This is a genomic window from Pseudomonas sp. LARHCG127, from assembly GCF_052871455.1.
Map to the genome: position 1 here is coordinate 146,791 of NZ_JBIXJT010000015.1, position 16,772 is coordinate 163,562.

17 protein-coding genes and 1 tRNA gene are annotated in these 16,772 nt (G+C 53.9%); 10 read left to right on the forward strand and 8 right to left on the reverse strand.

Translation table 11 applies throughout. The annotated features are described in order from the left end of the window. Position 1: 1 nt before the first annotated feature. Complete coding sequence (locus tag ACIPQ1_RS23495; RefSeq protein WP_446534853.1) at positions 2–1,174, reverse strand: CBASS cGAMP synthase; 1,173 nt, start codon at positions 1,172–1,174, stop codon at positions 2–4. 230 nt (positions 1,175–1,404) lie between these two features. Between ACIPQ1_RS23495 and ACIPQ1_RS23500 the strand changes: the two genes are divergently transcribed. From ACIPQ1_RS23500 to ACIPQ1_RS23510, 3 genes are all read left to right on the forward strand, one after another. Further along, positions 1,405–2,040 (forward strand): Cap15 family cyclic dinucleotide receptor domain-containing protein, encoded by a 636-nt coding sequence (locus tag ACIPQ1_RS23500; RefSeq protein WP_446534854.1) that lies wholly within the window; start codon positions 1,405–1,407, stop codon positions 2,038–2,040. 70 nt (positions 2,041–2,110) lie between these two features. Then, entirely contained in the window at positions 2,111–2,560 is a 450-nt protein-coding gene (locus tag ACIPQ1_RS23505; protein WP_446534855.1) for a hypothetical protein, read from the forward strand. After that, positions 2,548–3,222 carry a hypothetical protein gene (locus ACIPQ1_RS23510; RefSeq protein ID WP_446534856.1) on the forward strand — a complete coding sequence of 225 codons (675 nt, stop codon included), beginning with the start codon at positions 2,548–2,550 and terminating at the stop codon, positions 3,220–3,222. Before ACIPQ1_RS23505 ends, ACIPQ1_RS23510 begins: the two co-directional genes overlap by 13 nt. A 398-nt stretch (positions 3,223–3,620) precedes the next feature. Here ACIPQ1_RS23510 and ACIPQ1_RS23515 read toward each other — a convergent pair whose 3' ends face one another. The 3 genes from ACIPQ1_RS23515 to ACIPQ1_RS23525 all read right to left on the reverse strand — a co-directional run bounded on the left by ACIPQ1_RS23515 (position 3,621) and on the right by ACIPQ1_RS23525 (position 6,077). Beyond that, positions 3,621–4,958 (reverse strand): hypothetical protein, encoded by a 1,338-nt coding sequence (locus ACIPQ1_RS23515; protein WP_446534857.1) that lies wholly within the window; start codon positions 4,956–4,958, stop codon positions 3,621–3,623. Between the two features lie 36 nt (positions 4,959–4,994). After that, the gene (locus ACIPQ1_RS23520) at positions 4,995–5,663 is read right to left on the reverse strand and encodes a DUF3885 domain-containing protein (RefSeq protein WP_446534858.1); all 669 of its coding nucleotides are present in this window, start codon (positions 5,661–5,663) and stop codon (positions 4,995–4,997) included. A gap of 126 nt (positions 5,664–5,789) precedes the next feature. Next, positions 5,790–6,077 carry a barstar family protein gene (locus ACIPQ1_RS23525; protein ID WP_446534859.1) on the reverse strand — a complete coding sequence of 96 codons (288 nt, stop codon included), beginning with the start codon at positions 6,075–6,077 and terminating at the stop codon, positions 5,790–5,792. 596 nt (positions 6,078–6,673) lie between these two features. Between ACIPQ1_RS23525 and ACIPQ1_RS23530 the strand changes: the two genes are divergently transcribed. Next, positions 6,674–8,284, forward strand: a complete 1,611-nt coding sequence (locus ACIPQ1_RS23530) for a colicin-like pore-forming protein (RefSeq protein WP_446534860.1) — start codon at positions 6,674–6,676, stop codon at positions 8,282–8,284. A 21-nt stretch (positions 8,285–8,305) separates the two neighbouring features. Here the strand turns inward: ACIPQ1_RS23530 and ACIPQ1_RS23535 are convergent, their stop codons facing one another. From ACIPQ1_RS23535 to ACIPQ1_RS23550, 4 genes are all read right to left on the reverse strand, one after another. Next, a complete protein-coding gene (locus ACIPQ1_RS23535; protein WP_434572220.1) occupies positions 8,306–8,644 on the reverse strand; it encodes a colicin E1 family microcin immunity protein in 339 nt (112 codons plus the stop codon). Positions 8,645–9,006: 362 nt separating this feature from the next. Continuing rightward, positions 9,007–9,348 carry a hypothetical protein gene (locus ACIPQ1_RS23540; RefSeq protein ID WP_434572218.1) on the reverse strand — a complete coding sequence of 114 codons (342 nt, stop codon included), beginning with the start codon at positions 9,346–9,348 and terminating at the stop codon, positions 9,007–9,009. Between the two features lie 156 nt (positions 9,349–9,504). After that, on the reverse strand, positions 9,505–9,834 hold the full coding sequence (locus ACIPQ1_RS23545) for a hypothetical protein (protein WP_325918390.1): 330 nt from the start codon (positions 9,832–9,834) through the stop codon (positions 9,505–9,507). 306 nt (positions 9,835–10,140) lie between these two features. After that, positions 10,141–10,225, reverse strand: a tRNA-Leu gene (locus ACIPQ1_RS23550). A gap of 108 nt (positions 10,226–10,333) precedes the next feature. On the opposite strand from ACIPQ1_RS23550, the gene queA reads away from it, so the two are divergent. The 6 genes from queA (at position 10,334) to ACIPQ1_RS23580 (ending at position 16,414) form a co-directional block, all read left to right on the forward strand. Then, positions 10,334–11,383: a tRNA preQ1(34) S-adenosylmethionine ribosyltransferase-isomerase QueA gene (queA, locus tag ACIPQ1_RS23555; protein ID WP_025211994.1), complete on the forward strand. Its 1,050-nt coding sequence runs from the start codon at positions 10,334–10,336 to the stop codon at positions 11,381–11,383. A gap of 14 nt (positions 11,384–11,397) precedes the next feature. Then, positions 11,398–12,513: a tRNA guanosine(34) transglycosylase Tgt gene (tgt, locus tag ACIPQ1_RS23560; RefSeq protein WP_212800693.1), complete on the forward strand. Its 1,116-nt coding sequence runs from the start codon at positions 11,398–11,400 to the stop codon at positions 12,511–12,513. Between the two features lie 43 nt (positions 12,514–12,556). Further along, positions 12,557–12,892 (forward strand): preprotein translocase subunit YajC, encoded by a 336-nt coding sequence (gene yajC, locus ACIPQ1_RS23565; protein WP_007982729.1) that lies wholly within the window; start codon positions 12,557–12,559, stop codon positions 12,890–12,892. 63 nt (positions 12,893–12,955) lie between these two features. Next, a complete protein-coding gene (secD, locus tag ACIPQ1_RS23570; RefSeq protein ID WP_446534861.1) occupies positions 12,956–14,824 on the forward strand; it encodes a protein translocase subunit SecD in 1,869 nt (622 codons plus the stop codon). A 9-nt stretch (positions 14,825–14,833) separates the two neighbouring features. Beyond that, positions 14,834–15,748 carry a protein translocase subunit SecF gene (secF, locus tag ACIPQ1_RS23575; RefSeq protein WP_250965988.1) on the forward strand — a complete coding sequence of 305 codons (915 nt, stop codon included), beginning with the start codon at positions 14,834–14,836 and terminating at the stop codon, positions 15,746–15,748. Positions 15,749–15,865: 117 nt separating this feature from the next. After that, positions 15,866–16,414 (forward strand): glycine zipper 2TM domain-containing protein, encoded by a 549-nt coding sequence (locus tag ACIPQ1_RS23580; RefSeq protein ID WP_018607449.1) that lies wholly within the window; start codon positions 15,866–15,868, stop codon positions 16,412–16,414. Positions 16,415–16,772: the final 358 nt, after the last annotated feature.

Genomic DNA, 16,772 nt, shown 5'->3' on the forward strand with positions numbered 1-16,772 from the left:
TCTAAGCTGATGTCCTGTTACCCACAGGAAGAATCGCGGGTGTTCTGTCGGGGGAGTCCGTTTTCACCGTTTCTACGACAACTCGTGTAGCGTCGTTTGGGAGTCTTGCGCCAAACTCCGAGATCAAAAGATTGCATGACTCTTGTGGAGAGCTAGAGCCTTGAATAGCTTGCTTAATTTTTAACGCCAGGTTTTTGAAGCGTTGGATGACTTCTTCCCGAATGCCATCTTCATCTAGACGTTTGGCGAGATCCTCTTGTTCCCCGTCAGGCTTATTAATGGTGGTCGGATTTATCAGCTGGCCAGATAAAATTTCAGGGAGTTTGCTAACTACTGCAAGCAGAGCCAAGTCATCTCGAGCATGAATTTGTGTATCATAAGCCTCCGCTGCGGCAACCATAAGTAAAATAGACTTGGGGTCACCTTTGGCCCATGTCTGGTGATCGCGCCAACCTTTTAGGTAGCGCATAATGTGCCTCAGTTGCTCCGACTTTACCGCGATCTCGTCGTTTACCCAATCCTTTACGGGGCGGGGATCATTATCTCGCCACCCTCGATTTTTAGTCGCCATCAGAACGCCATGAGTAGGCATTAGGTCCCAGTTGTCATCCTCAGGCTTTTGATCCGCTGCCAAAGAATCCATGCCGGCCTTCAGCAAAAAGTTTCGGGCTTCGCGGAGTTTCTCGAACTCGTCATCTGGGATGCTATATACAGGTACGTCAATGTGCTTATCAGGCGCGATCTCAATACGAGTACAGTTAGGGTTATCGTCAAATAGAGTCCACCCCTCTGTTTCATCAGCGAGCTCCCTTAACACCTTCTCAACGCTATTAAATAATGCCGTACTGACAACTGATGGGGGTTCTTGTTCCAGGTAGCTGAATGGGAGATAGGTGCCATCGTCTAAGTCAGCTTGTTGGGGAGTTCGGCACGGGGCATTTAGCGTCTTATATGCCCAAGAACCCTGAGTGAAAAAGCGAGGCGCACGAACCCGCTCGTCAGTCTGGAGCTCTTTCTGAAGCACACCGGGAAGTCGTGTTCTCAATCTATCGCGGATGCGCGTGCGTGCGCTCTGCATCTGCGCTCGGTCATCCTCTTCAAGCGTCAGCTTAGCGAGGTAGGTATCGTCGTAAACGGTGCTACGGAAAAGGCTATGAAGGTTGAACGTGGCCATCGGAGCAAACCCTTGAGGGGAGGTTGGATCCACTATATGCTGTGATGGCACTTTCTGTCCAACACAACATAGGGGGAATTTAGTCAATTTTTCGAGTTGTTTTGCTGAGGGCACTTGATGATGGGAGATGTATCGGGTTGTAAGAAATTGGCGAAACACCGCAGTCCGGCTGTCATTAAAAAAGGACTCTATAAAACGATTGTGATTTATATTGGAAAGGGGACGGTCATTTGTTAAATCATGAATATGCTTTGCTGGGTGGGATAAATCGGGCATTTATCGGTCGTTATATTGGATTGGCTGCTAGTATTATTTCAGGTGTTATCGTTTTTTTGCTGCTATCTTTGATTGATTTAGCTTCGACTTTTGGTGTGGCAGTGAATCTACCACCGACTGCCCTTTCATTGGTTGGCGCTGGCGTGGTCTTCTCTGTTTTATATATGTTATTTGATAAATTTGTATGGCGTTGGAGCATTGCAACTAAGTGGCTCAAGGTCGCTGATCTCTCTGGTGACTGGGTCTGCACTGGGCAAACCCTGAGCGAAAGTGGAGAGGTCCGATATGAGTGGGACGCAGACGTCACCATTTGCCAGACGTGGGATAAAATTCGAGTTAGGCTAAAAACTGAACAGTCAGGGTCTAATAGTATCGCCGCAGCTTTACTATATGACGAAGCTGAAGGGTATCGCCTACTTTATAACTATAGAAATGATCCAGGCATAGATCAACCTGAGTTGCGTAGTCATGTTGGATGCGCCAATATATTATTTGATAAAGATTTATTGGTTGGTCGTGGGGAATATTTTAACGGTCATGGTCGACCTACTTTTGGTAAGATGGAGTTTGCTAGAAAGTCTCAGAAGTAGCGAAAAAGCATTGCATTGATTGATGCTCGGCGGTAACCAGTGAATTATTTTATTGAACTTAGGAAAGTCCATGCAGTGGGTTGATAGGATGTTGTCCGCGCTTGTTGAAAGGCGAGTGAAGGATTTCTCGGGCTTAGGTATTGTTTTCTATAAGAATCTGATGGTTCTTCCTTCTCATTCCATGGGAGGGATACTTCCAGTAGGGGTTCAGCTACCAATTTCAGATTTCGAGAAAATTGTAGAGTGTTTAGTGGATGTCTCTAGTTATCGAAGTCAGTGGCACGATGGGTTTCATCTTATTGATTTTGATACGCAATCTTTAACTCATATGTGTCAGTTCTTAAGTCCTTCATCTGAGCTTATTTTTCCCCCGGCGAAAGGTGCAGTTCCTGTAGGCTCTAGGTATTTTACTGCGCAAGCTGTGTCTAGGTTGTCTAGTGTATCCTGCTGTGCTGTTATCAATGCTCAAGGTGCGGTAAATATATTCATTGGTGGGGAGGTTAGAGTTTGGAAAATCTGACGTTAACATCCAAAGAGCTCAGCTTGTTAGTTAGATTTATATTTTGGGCGACGGTGGTTATATTTACTTCTTGGTTAGTGCTTCAGCTTGCCATTTTTGACGCCGTGCTAACTTGGCGGCGACTGCTGTCAATGGTGTCAAGTTCGTTTGCTTTAACCAGTGGGATGTTTTTCGTATTCTGCAAGTGGGGGTGGAAGTTTTCTATTTTACCAACAATTATAGGGCGTCCGGTTCTTGAGGGCGTTTGGATTGGCGAGCTTGTTTCAAATTATCAACCTTCTCCTGGTGAGTCGGTACCACCAGTTAAAATGGCCTTCATAATAAAGCAAACCTATCTTACTTTGTCGCTTCAGAGTTTTTCTGCTCTCCAAAGTGGGAGTTCGGAAGTTGAGGCGATACTCAACAATCCTAGAACTGGCTCGCTTCGGCTGACATATATATTTGAGCTTCGGAGTCCGTACAAGGGTGAGGTTAGATTGATCAAGGGGGTGGGCGACCTAAGTGTTGTTTCTAAGACACTTCTGAAAGGTGGCTATTGGACAAATAGTCCAAGTAACGGGGAGTTAAAAATGAGAAGGGTTTCAGCTACATCCAAAAATTTAACATGTTTCGCAGATGTTAGGGCTAGATGGAGTAATGATCGTGACTGGAGTGTGATGTGAAGCCGGTTGAGTCGAAATTACATGGCTTCTACGTTGTTTTCATTATGCTGCTGATTTATGGTTCGTGAATAAGTTGTGTTGAAAAGCTATTGAAGTATTTTTTGTATGATATTAAAAATATCAGAGCGTTCACTGTTTTAGTATGCAGCCAAGCATTTACTGCGGGGGATGCAAAGCCAAGGTGCAAAGTAACCGCTCGCGATCACATATGTTTTAACTCTGTCCCGTGCGTTGGTAATTCAGAGGCACGAAAGTCTGACGTCAAAAACTAAATTCAATAAGGAAAAGGGGACGGATTTATTTTCCTTGGCTGTCCGTCTCCTTTGTCTTCTAGATTGACCCCGGCACAAAACGCCCGGCCCCCAGTGTACCTACCGATAGAAGCTAGTCCCGCCGTGCTATCCCCGTTTAAGCAGCTTCGATACCCGGAGAGCGGCGAGCCATGTTAATTGGCCGAACCCGACCAGCATGCGCTTCAGCACCCGAGCGCACTGCCCCAGCCTCTGCCGTACAACCCTCAAAACCCGACGCCTATCAGCCGCAGGCCTCACATCAATCAAGCACAGCTTGGTAGTCGCCAAGGCCACCTTCGCTCCCACCGCCACAGCAACAGCAAGAAAATACAACCAACGGTGATTCTTGGCTTTGTCATGCTTGCCGACCAGCGCCATCTGCTGCTTCAAGGTGGGCTTGACACCCGCAAGCCAGGGAACGATGCATTCGCTGGCCAAGGCTACGGTGTGACTGCTGATGTTGTTGTCCACAAGGCCGGGTGGGCCATCAGGATTGTTCAAGCAAAAGCCACGGGGGACGTACTCGCAGGTGCTGGAGAGTGGCGATGAGCGCGACATGCCATTGGAAAAGTGCTTCACGGGGCACAACCGTTGGTTGTAGTCGTTGATCTCTTTGCGGATGGCGATCACATCCTCGTCGCTTATGGTTCTTCTCGTCTCGGCGTAGAAGCCTTTGGAGTCGTTCGGTGCGAAATCCATGAAGTAGCTGGCTTCACCTTCCTTGATATGGGTGAAGGTCCACTGTGAGTCGCTGCTCCACTGGCAGGACTTCAGGCTATCCAGGCCATTCGCCCTGCAGTAATCATCGTAGCGCCTGATCTGGCTCAGCAGGAACGCGCTGGCCTCCTGGATGCTCGCTGTCGCCTCCTTCAGCATTGCGGTGTCTTCATTGGCGCCGTTGTCCGCCACGAAGAACACCGCGGCGACCAATGCCAATGGAAACCAGAAGTGATCGTATATCTGACGGAAGCGTTCGGTCAGGTTGAGGTTGTCATAGATAAGCACCATGACGGCCCATCCGGTGATGGCGCAAAGCATCAACAAGGGGATGAGCCCGATCTCGCTGCCCAGTTTCCCCACGCCATTGATGGCGTAACGGATGGGCAGGTAATTGATGTTGGGAAAAAGGCCGAGGCAGTTCAACGCTCCTGGTAGGAGCAAGAGCGCGAAGAAGATGAGCACGCCTCGCTTCTTGCCCACCGTATAGGCGGCTGCTGCTAGCAAGGGGATCAGCAGCAGTGACAGCATCATCAGACAGCCAAGCGTGTTCACCATCGCTTCATCGGGCGACCAGTAGGTTCCGATGATTTGCCCGGCGTCGTTACGCCCGTTGAAGGTCGATGAGACGACGCCAAGCCCCTCCAGGATCTGGTGCAGGTTGTAGGCCGCGCCGTGGAGAAACTTTAGGTAAGGGTAGAAGAAAGTCCCTATGGAAATTGACATCAATCTGAGTCCTTTAATGCGGTAGACATTCCTTGGTTACTTGCAGCGCTTGTTGCCTGAAGGGCCAGGAGGTGGGGAAGGGGTAACCGATGCGAACGTGCTATCCATCTCTGCACGGTCATAGTCCAGCAAATATTCTTGATGCTGACAGTACAACTGCCTGAGTAGCGTTTCGTTAGGCCCAACGACATCCAAACCCCTGTCGTCATAGGGAAAGACCATAACGCCCTGCGGCAGGTTGAAAAGATACAAAATGCAGTTGAATTGCGGTTGGATCGGCGCGAGGTCTTTGGCTAGGGCTCCCCATAGCAACGTCTCAAGGCGGGAGATGGGGAGTTTGAAAGCGAGATTGATCCAATACTCTGGCTGATCTGCGCTGTACCACTCGTCAGCGGCTATATCCTCGCGCCAGATTGAACGCGTAGAGGGAATGAGTATCCCGGCTGATCGCAGCGCGCGAAGTTCTGGCCTGTGGATGAAATGGCTTGCGTCAGCGTAGGCGCGCAGACAGACGACAAGCTCGTCTTCGCCGTGGAAGATGTCGTTACAGATCTTTGTAGCCTTGCGGTGCGCGGTTAGAAACTGATCGATCACGCCGCCGGGTTCGGAGAGTTCAAAGCGCAGGCCGCCGGGATAGGAATAGAACAGTGGTCTGGCGAACGTGTTGTTGCCAAAGATTCGTTCGATTTCGATTTGTAGATTCACGTGTGTCCTTGGCCGCTCTTCAACCGTTTCCATGGTTTGGGTGGTGCGATGGGATGTTACGACGCCTCGGATAGTGGGTCGATGACCTTGGGTGTCGCACCGCCAGCCGTCGCCGCGTTCTTGCGTTCAGTCGAACTCTACGTTTGACGCGAACGATGGATACCCAAGGCTCAGGTCTTCGAGGCATTTTTGCATGAGCTCAGCATCTTTGGGTAAGCGCCTGGATAACGCATCCCACCCGGAAATTTTCAGGTGCACGGGCATTTCCACCAGTCCTGTGATTGCGTCCCAGAAGGCATCCCAGTTACAGCCGTACCGGCCGGGGAAGCCGAGCGCATCGCTCAGGGTGGAATGGAGTTCGTTGGCACTCATCACTCCGTTTAGATCAATCTGCACAAGCTGTGGGCGGGTCACTGTTCAAGCCTCGAAACGTTCGACAGCTATAACAATCTGGCAAGCGGGAATGACTGTCTAGGTTATTACGGAAAGCGTTAATCGCAGTAATAGATGTAAGGTTCGTTTACCCGCCATGTGCCAGTCACAGAATATCGGGAAAATTTCTGAGCATGATCGCCGGAGCATGAAGCCCCTACATCGCCTGTGCGCCTCGTCGATGACACCACGGAAACCCACGTCGGATACAAGCCAATTGAGAAGGGTAGATGAGGCCTGTCCCCTATGGTGCTTCCACACTCAGCTTGTCATCCCCTGAACCTTACAGAGGGTCATGGGGCTTTATGACATCACTCAATGCCTAATTCGTGGCTCCATGGGGTGCATTCCGATGGAGTAAGCGAGCCTGGGAAGCTAGGTTTCGCATCAGGATATGCATAAATGCATATTTTTGTTGATTTCACGACTGTGTTTTTGTACAGTCTTTTTGCCTTGTTCGATCCCAGCCCCAACAGGCTGAGGGGAACACAGACACGGAAGCCGCAGGTCTCGATAGAGACCTTAACAGTGCTGATATCCCACTGATCAACAGTGTGATCTCATATTAGGAGAACATGATGTCTACAAACGGAACCATGGAATTACCCCCAATCATAATCACACCTAACCCGCCGCCGCCGCAGCCGCCCAAACCGATACCAGGTGGTGGTTATGTTGCGAAACCCCAACCATGGGTTAAGGGAGTCGGACCCATCACTAAGCTTAGTGACCTGGGAATAAATCTAAATCACGACAGTGCGGGAACGACCATATTTGTGGTGGCTGCCGGCTCCTTAAAAAAAATTGAAGATGTATACAAAGCCAGTGTGCCAAATATTCCCGCCAGTCTTGAAATGCAAATTAACGCAACCACTGGATCAAATACTAATGAGTCGCTAGAGGGGCTGAAGAAAAAAAAGGCTTCGATTGACGCCCTTTTACTGGCCAAGCAAGCTGAGATTAAGAGTGATACTGTAAAATCCAGTGCTTTTTTTGGAAGGGCTTTTTTAAGTAAGGATTTTAAGCAGAACGGAGTAGACTTTGTTAATAGAAGTTACTCTCATCGTGATAAAGATGCATACTATAATCTTTTTATCGCGGCTGGTACTGCGGCTTACAATGTTAAAGTTTTAACTGAGGAGATTAGAATTCTCACTGCGAAAACTAAAGCTTTCACGACGAAAATTGCCGTAGCCCAAGCGGCAGAAAATAAGGCCAAAGCCGAAGCTAAGCGGCTGGCGGAAGAGAAGGCCAAAGCCGAAGCTAAGCGGCTGGCGGAAGAGAAGGCCAAAGCCGAAGCTAAGCGGCTGGCGGAAGAGAAGGCCAAAGCCGAAGCTAAGCGGCTGGCGGAAGAGAAGGCCAAAGCCGAAGCTAAGCGGCTGGCGGAAGAGAAGGCCAAAGCCGAAGCTAAGCGGCTGGCGGAAGAGAAGGCCAAAGCCGAAGCTAAGCGGCTGGCGGAAGAGAAGGCCAAAGCCGAAGCTAAGCGGCTGGCGGAAGAGAAGGCTAAAGCCGAAGCTAAGCGTTTGGCAGAGGAGAAGGCCAAAGCTGAGGCCGAAGCTAAGCGTTTGGCGGAGCAGAAGGCCAAAGCAGAAGCTGAGGCTAAGCGGTTGGCAGATGAGAAGACCAAAGCAGATGATGAGTTAAAGGGCGCGATTAAATTTACTGCTGATTTTTACAAAGATATTAGTGGGAGGTTTGGCACACAGATGTCAGCTTTAGCTCAGCAAATGACTGATGATGCGAAAGGTAAAGTACTGCGAAGCGCTGATGAAGCTTTACGAGCGTTCGATCAGTACAAGGATAATCTGAACAAAAAATTTAGTGTCGCTGATCGGACGGCAATTGCTAACGCTCTTGAGTCGTTAGATAGGGGCGAGCTGGCAAAGAACCTAAATGTTTTTAGTAAGGCTTTTGGGTACGTGGGGAAAGCTATTGATGCCATGGATTTGCTCGTCGAAATCAAAAAAGGCTATGAGACGGGTGACTGGAACAGTACGGTTTTGAAAGTTGAAACCCTATTTGCCGGCGCGGCGGCAACTGGACTGATAGCATTTGCGTTCGGTCTAGCAGTTACCACACCTATGGGTATTATTGCATTTGGTCTAGTTATGGCGTTGGTTAGTGCGTTTATTAATGATGCGCGTGTAAAAATGTTCAATGATGCTCTTGATTCTGTTTTGAGTCGATAAGAGCAAAGGAGAGTGGTCTATTTAGACCACTCTCTTCAATCCAAGATATATTAAAAAGCTGCCCCCCAAAGGTATTGCTGTAATCATGCATATGAAAAAATATATGACGTACAGTCCGTTTTTTCCGGGGCTTTCAGTCAATAAACCAGTTGTCCAAAATTCACGGCTTGTAAAGCGCAAGCATGTATTTTCAATAAGCTTTCTGGAGAAGGGGAAAAGAAAAGTGCTGCAGAGGCATGTGATTAGATAGAACAGGTTTGTTGTTTCGTATAAGGGCTCTTTGTAAAACCAAACGATTAAACCCAGTGCGAGTAAGCTGAGTGAGATTAATAGGTTGCTAAAATAATATTTTTTGTTCAAAGAGTACCTCGAGTATCATGCTGGGGGGGCTACTTGAAGTCTTGCTTGGGGGGTTTAATGTTTGCAAGTTTTGAATGCTGAGTTTGATGCTGTATAAGTATGCAGTTATTAAGGGGTGGCGTCAGTTCCTTCTGGTGTCTATATGGTGTCGCTATTCTACGCGGGGCACCCTAACAATCTCAAGACTCAAACTGGCGGTATTCATGCTCTTGGTCCACCGCAGGCGGCATATATCGAGAAAGGGAGATGGTTGAATTGTGGGCTTATGGATGCTTCATTTCTTCTAAATGTATCCGAATGCGATGGTCGGAGCACGAAACTCGTCTCTGAGCGCACGGTATGAATCCACATGCACGGCATTTTCAGTGTTTGAAATCCGACAAAACAAACGAAGTACAGCTTGTAAGATAAACCTCAACCTTCTCCAGCGACGGCATCACCTCGCTACACGACTCGGTACGCTCCCCGTCAGTCTCTCGAATCAGGCTGACGGTATACCCGCCCTCAACCCGCCGCAGGGTGCCAACGAATTTAACCGCACGACCTTGTTCGTCACTCAACAACGTAGCGCTCAGCTCCTTCTCTGGCAAGGCTTGCTCCGTTCGCCTCATCAGTGCCTTACGCTTCGCGGCGTAATCTTTCGCGGCGATCGCGCCGAAAATCGCGGCGGCGATCCAGAAGAGCATTTCCAGGTTGCTCACCATTCGCCGTTTCGCTTCATGGGTTTCGGTTAGCCAACTGCCTATCGCTGTGATGATGTCGTCCCTGGTTGCCTGCGTAGGAGCGTGTTTTGGCTGTTGGATCTGCAACGCGGAGCATCGCGGTATGCGTTACCACGCGGAACGTGCGAGCGCTGGGGTTTATAGAATATCTTTCACGTAACCGTTAAGCGCGATGAGCGGAGCGTAAAGATCGTCCATTTTCTGCACTGCGTTGAAGTCCGCAGCCAAACGATGCAGCTCTCGGCCCAGCACTGTATCCACCCCACCAATCGCCCCCAACGCTAAATCCAGGCATCGGCTGATTTCGCCCTGAATCCCGGCCACATCGCCCCGCCGTATCAGCAACTCAAAAATCTCCCGGTCGCAACTGCCCATCAATGGATCATCCCGCAGGATCGGGCTGTGGCCTTCTGTCTCATAGGCCAGTTTGAGGGAGTAGAGAGCGACCGTTTCCAGTAGCAATTCCATGGGGTGAAATCCTTTGTCAGCGGGTGAGGAGGGGGCGGTGGGTCAACTGGGCGTCGCAAGGCAGAGGATCGGTGGGGGCTGTGACATTTTTGTGAGCGCTTCGCGCTCAAGCGGGAGCAAGCTCCCTCGCCACAGGTTATTCCTCACCATAGGATGGGTATTTGGGGGCTGCTTCGCAGCCCAGCGGGGATAAATCCCCTCACCACAAAAGGGATCGCCGTCAGGTGAGATCTGCGTTGATCACAGCAAAACCACTTTCTAGCAGACGAAAAAAAAGACCTTGAATTTCAAGGTCTTTCTTTAAGATGGTGCCCCGAGGGAGACTCGAACTCCCACTCCTTTCGAAAACGGATTTTGAATCCGCCGCGTCTACCAATTCCGCCATCAGGGCTCAATGGCGGCGAAGTATAGAGAGGTGCCTACCGTTGGTCAATCACGTTTCATGGTGAATTTTTAATATTTCCGCTAGACTTTCCGGCCCTGCTAGACGAACCCCATCATGCGTGTTGCTGACTTTACCTTCGAACTCCCGGATTCGCTGATCGCTCGCCACCCGCTGGCCGAGCGTCGCGCCAGTCGACTGTTGACCCTGGACGGGGTCAGCGGTGCCATGGCTCACCGTCAATTCACTGATTTGCTCGAGCATTTGCGCCCGGGCGATTTGATGGTGTTCAACAATACCCGCGTCATTCCCGCGCGTTTGTTCGGCCAGAAGGCCTCCGGCGGCAAGCTGGAGATTCTGGTGGAGCGGGTGCTGGACAGTCATCGCGTGCTGGCCCATGTGCGGTCGAGCAAGTCGCCCAAGCCCGGTTCGTCGATTCTGATCGACGGCGGCGGTGAGGCGGTGATGGTGGCGCGGCATGATGCGTTGTTCGAGCTGGAATTCGCCGAAGAGGTGTTGCCGCTGCTCGACCGTGTCGGGCACATGCCGTTGCCTCCTTATATAGACCGCCCGGACGAAGGTTCGGACCGCGAGCGTTATCAGACCGTGTACGCCGAGCGCCTGGGGGCGGTGGCGGCGCCGACGGCGGGGCTGCATTTTGATCAGCCGTTGCTGGAGGCGATTGCGGCCAAGGGCGTGGAAACCGCGTTCGTGACGCTGCACGTCGGCGCTGGCACGTTCCAACCGGTGCGCGTGGAGCGCATCGAAGACCATCACATGCACAACGAATGGCTCGAAGTGAGCCAGGAAGTCGTTGATGCCGTGGCGGCCTGTCGCGCCCGCGGTGGGCGGGTGGTGGCGGTGGGGACCACCAGCGTGCGGTCTTTGGAAAGCGCTGCGCGCGATGGCGTGCTCAAGCCGTTCAGTGGCGACACCGATATCTTTATCTACCCGGGCCGGCCGTTCCATGTGGTCGATGCCCTGGTCACCAACTTTCATTTGCCTGAATCCACGCTGTTGATGCTGGTTTCGGCGTTCGCCGGTTATCCCGAAGCCATGGCCGCCTACAAGGCCGCCGTCGAGCATGGGTACCGCTTTTTCAGCTACGGTGATGCGATGTTCATCACCCGTAACCCCGCGCCACGCGGGCCCGAGGAAACCGTATGAGTCGCACCTGTCGCATGTCCTTCGAGTTGCTTGCCACCGATGGCAAGGCTCGTCGCGGACGCCTGACCTTCCCCCGCGGAACCGTGGAAACCCCTGCGTTCATGCCGGTGGGCACCTACGGCACGGTCAAGGGCATGCTGCCGCGTGACATCGTCGCCACGGGTGCGGAGATCATTCTCGGCAATACCTTCCACCTGTGGCTGCGCCCAGGCATGGAAGTGATCAAGGCCCACGGCGACCTGCACGATTTCATGCAGTGGAAAGGCCCGATCCTGACCGACTCCGGCGGCTTCCAGGTGTTCAGCCTCGGTGCGATGCGCAAGATCAAGGAGGAGGGCGTGACCTTCGCTTCTCCGGTGGACGGTTCCAAGGTGTTCATGGGGCCGGAAGAGTCGATGCAGGTGCAGCGTGACCTGGGCTCGGACATCGTGATGATCTTCGACGAATGCACGCCGTACCCGGCCGATGAAGACGTGGCGCGGGTGTCCATGGAGCTGTCGTTGCGCTGGGCCCAGCGTTCGAAGAATGCCCATGGCGAAAACACCGCGGCGCTGTTCGGCATCGTCCAGGGCGGCATGCACCGCGACTTGCGCATGCGCTCCCTCGAAGGCCTGGACAAGATTGGCTTCGACGGCCTGGCCATTGGTGGCCTGTCGGTGGGTGAGCCGAAGCACGAGATGATCAAGGTGCTCGATTACCTGCCGGGCGAGATGCCCGCTGACAAACCTCGTTACCTTATGGGCGTTGGCAAACCGGAAGATCTGGTTGAGGGTGTGCGCCGCGGGGTGGACATGTTCGATTGCGTGATGCCAACCCGTAATGCCCGCAATGGGCATCTGTTCATCGACACCGGTGTGCTGAAGATCCGTAACGCGTTCCATCGCCATGATGATTCGCCGCTCGATCCGACGTGCGATTGCTATACCTGCCAGAACTTCTCCCGCGCTTATCTGCATCATTTGGACAAGTGCGGCGAAATGCTCGGCAGTATGCTCAATACCATCCACAATTTGCGCCATTATCAGGTGCTTATGGCTGGTTTGCGCGAGGCTATCCAACAGGGTACATTGGCCGCCTTTGTCGAGGCCTTCTATGCCAAGCGCGGGTTGCCTGTTCCGCCTTTGGACTGAGTTTTCCGATCCCTAGATTCAATACTTGCAACTGGAGTGCTAAATGAGCTTTTTTATCTCTAACGCCATGGCTGACGCGGCTGCACCGGCTGCCGGCCCTATGGGCGGTGGTTTCGAGTGGATTTTCCTGGTCGGCTTCCTGGTCATCTTCTACCTGATGATCTGGCGTCCACAGGCCAAGCGCGCCAAAGAGCAGAAGAACCTGCTCAGCAGCCTGCAAAAAGGTGATGAAGTGGTCACCACCGGCGGCATCGCTGGCAAGATCACTAAAGTGGCTGATGACTTCGTGGTACTGGAAGTGTCCGACACTGTTGAAATGAAGTTCCAGAAGGGCGCCATCGCGGCCACGCTGCCAAAAGGCACGCTGAAAGCGATCTAAGTAACCACTTCTTTTCAATCGACGGGGCGCGCAAGGCGCCCCGCGTCATAAGCGGGCGGCGTGATGCTGAACAAATACCCTCTGTGGAAATATGTACTGATCCTGGCGGTGCTGGCGGTCGGTGTGATTTATTCCGCTCCCAATCTATACCCGGATGACCCGGCCATTCAGGTCAGTGGCGCAAGCACTGCGCTGCAGGTCACCCAGGCCGATCTGGACCGTGCGAGCACTGCGCTCAAGGCGTCCAATATCGATGTGAAGGCTGCGTCCATCGCCGAAAACGGCAAGGGCGGCCTGTTGCGCCTGGTCAAGGCTGAAGACCAGCTGCCAGCCAAGGATGTGGTGCGCAAGGCGTTGGGCGACGATTACGTTGTAGCCCTGAACCTGGCCCAGACCACGCCGCAGTGGCTGCGCAACCTCGGTGCGCATCCGATGAAGCTGGGCCTGGACTTGTCCGGTGGTGTGCACTTCCTGCTGGAAGTGGACATGGAAAAAGCCCTCGACGCACGCCTGAAAGTCTATGAAGGCGACGTCAAGAGCCTGCTGCGTAAAGAGCGCCTGCGTTATCGCAGCCTGCCGCAGTTCGAAGGTGCCATTCAGCTGGGCTTCAGCGATGAAGATGCCCGCGAACAGGCCCGTGCGCTGGTCCGCAAGAACTTCAACGATTTCGACATTGTGCCGGCCGATCTCAACGGTCAACCGGTGCTGCGTCTGGCGATGACCCCGGCCAAGCTGGCGGAAATCCGCGAATACTCCATCAAGCAGAACTTGACCACGGTACGTAACCGCGTCAACGAGCTGGGTGTGGCCGAGCCGATCGTGCAGCGCCAGGGCGCCAACCGCATCGTGGTTGAGCTGCCAGGCGTGCAGGACACGGCCGAAGCCAAGCGTATCCTCGGCAAGACCGCCAACCTGGAGTTCCGCCTGGCCGCTGAGCCGGGTGCGTCCAAGGCCACTTCCGAGAGCTTCGAGTTCCGTGAAGGCGGTCGTCCGGCGGCGCAGATCGAGCGTGGCCTGATCATCACCGGTGACCAGGTGACCGACGCCCAGGCGGGCTTCGACGAGCAGGGTCGTCCACAGGTGAACATTCGCCTGGACGGTCATGGCGGCGAACTGATGAGTCGCGCCACGCGCAGCAACGTCGGTCGCAGCATGGCGGTGATCTTCATCGAGCAGAAGCCGACCACCACTTACACCAAGCAAGTGGTCAATGGCGTCGAGAGGGACGTGCCGGTCCAGACCTTCAAGGAAGAGAAGAAGATCATCAGCCTGGCGACCATCCAGTCGCCACTGGGCAGCCAGTTCCGCATCACCGGCCTGAACGGCCAGGGCGAATCCTCGGAACTGGCCCTGCTGCTGCGTGCCGGTGGCCTGGCCGCGCCGATGTACTTCGCTGAAGAACGCACCATCGGCCCGAGCCTGGGTGCCGACAACATCACCAAGGGCGTCGATGCCTCCCTGTGGGGCATGCTGTTCGTGTCGCTGTTCATCATCGCCATCTACCGCTTCTTCGGCATCATCGCCACGGTTGCGCTGGCGGTGAACATGGTGCTGCTGCTGGCCCTGATGTCCTTGCTGGGCGCCACGCTGACCCTGCCGGGTATCGCCGGTATCGTCTTGACCATGGGCATGGCGGTGGACGCCAACGTGCTGATCTTCTCGCGGATACGTGAAGAGATCGCCGCGGGCATGTCGATCCAGCGGGCAATCAACGAAGGCTTCGGCCGCGCATTCACTGCGATTGTCGACTCCAACCTGACCACGTTGCTGGTCGGCGGGATTCTCTTTGCCATGGGCACCGGCCCGGTCAAGGGCTTCGCAGTGACCATGTCCCTCGGGATCTTTACCTCGATGTTCACAGCCATCATGGTGACCCGTGCAATGGTCAACCTGATTTATGGTGGTCGTGACGTCAAGAAGTTGTGGATTTAAGGGGCTGCCATGTTACGTACAATCAACTTCATGGGCGTTCGCAACATTGCGTTCGGCGTCACATTGTTCCTTACCGTCCTGGCGTTGTTCAGCTGGGCCACCAAGGGTCTGAACTACGGCCTGGACTTCACCGGCGGTACGCTCATCGAGCTGACCTACGAGCGTCCGGCCGACGTCACCAAGGTGCGTGAGCAACTGGCGTCGTCGGGCTACAGCGATGCCATCGTGCAGAGCTTTGGCGCCACGACTGACCTGCTGGTGCGCATGCCAGGCGAAGACCCGCAGTTGGGTCACCAGGTAGCCGAGGCCTTGCAGAAGGCTGGCGGCGACAACCCGGCCCAGGTCAAGCGCGTGGAGTTCGTCGGCCCGCAAGTGGGTGAAGAGCTGCGCGACCAGGGTGGCCTCGGCATGCTGTTGGCCCTGGGCGGCGTGATGCTCTACCTGGCTTTCCGCTTCCAGTGGAAGTTCGCGGTGGGCGCCATTATCTCGCTGATCCACGACGTGATCGTGACTGTGGGCATCCTGTCGTTCTTCCAGATCACCTTCGATTTGACGGTGTTGGCGGCGGTGTTGGCGATCATCGGTTACTCGCTCAACGACACCATCGTGGTGTTCGACCGGGTGCGTGAAAACTTCCGCGTGCTGCGCAAGGCGTCCTTGATCGAGAACATCAACATCTCGACCACCCAGACCCTGCTGCGGACCATGGCGACGTCGATCTCCACCTTGCTGGCGATTGTCGCGCTGCTGGTGTTTGGTGGCGACAACCTGTTCGGTTTCTCCATCGCGCTGTTCATCGGTGTGATGGCGGGTACTTACTCGTCGATCTACATCGCCAACGTGGTGTTGATCTGGCTGAACCTGAGCTCCGAGGATCTGATTCCTCCTGCGGCCACTGACACCGAGGTGGACGACCGCCCGTAAGGCTCGGTTTTCCGTCTGTCACCGCTGAAAAGGCGCGAGTTGAACTCGCGCCTTTTTTTATGCTCCAAGGCTGGGAGAAGCGCGGATTTTTCCGCTTGTGATGGTCAGGAGGTTCAAGTGAACAAATCGATGCTGGTTGGTGCGGTATTGGGTGCTGTCGGTGTAACAGCCGGTGGTGCGGTCGCCACCTACAGCTTGGTAAAAAGTGGCCCTGAGTATGCGCAAGTATTGGCCGTGGAGCCGGTCAAGACCCAGATCAAGACCCCGCGTGAAGTGTGCAAGGACGTCACCGTGACTCGGCAGAAGCCCGTCCAGGACCAGCACCAGATCGCCGGCACCGTGCTCGGCGCTGTGGCCGGTGGCCTGTTGGGCAACCAGATCGGCGGCGGCAACGGCAAGAAGATCGCCACCGTGGCGGGTGCGGCCGGTGGTGGTTATGCCGGTAACAAGATCCAGGAAGGCATGCAGGAACGCGACACCTACACCACCACCCAGACTCGCTGTAACACCGTCAATGACATCAGCGACAAGGTTGTGGGCTACGACGTTCGCTACATGCTTGACGGCAAAGAAGGCAAGGTCCGCATGGATCGCGACCCGGGCAACCAGATCCCGGTGAGCAAGGAAGGCCAACTGATCCTGGGTCAGAACGAACCGGCCCAGTAATTGGAAGATGTACAAGAAGCACCCTTCGGGGTGCTTTTTTCATGCCCAAAGTTCACGCGCCACCCCGAAACCCCCTGTGGGAGCGAGCTTGCTCGCGATAGCGGCGGGTCAGCTTGCATCGATATTGAATGTGCCGGCCTCTTCGCGAGCAAGCTCGCTCCCACATTGGATCTGCGGTGGGCACAAATCCTATGCCTACCCCGAATCCCCCTGTGGGAGCGAGCTTGCTCACGATAGCGGCGGGTCAGCTTGCATCGATATTGAATGTGCCGGCCTCTTCGCGAGCAAGCTCGCTCCCACATTGGATCTGCGGTGGGCACAAATCCTATGCCTACCCCGAATCCCCCTGTGGGAGCGA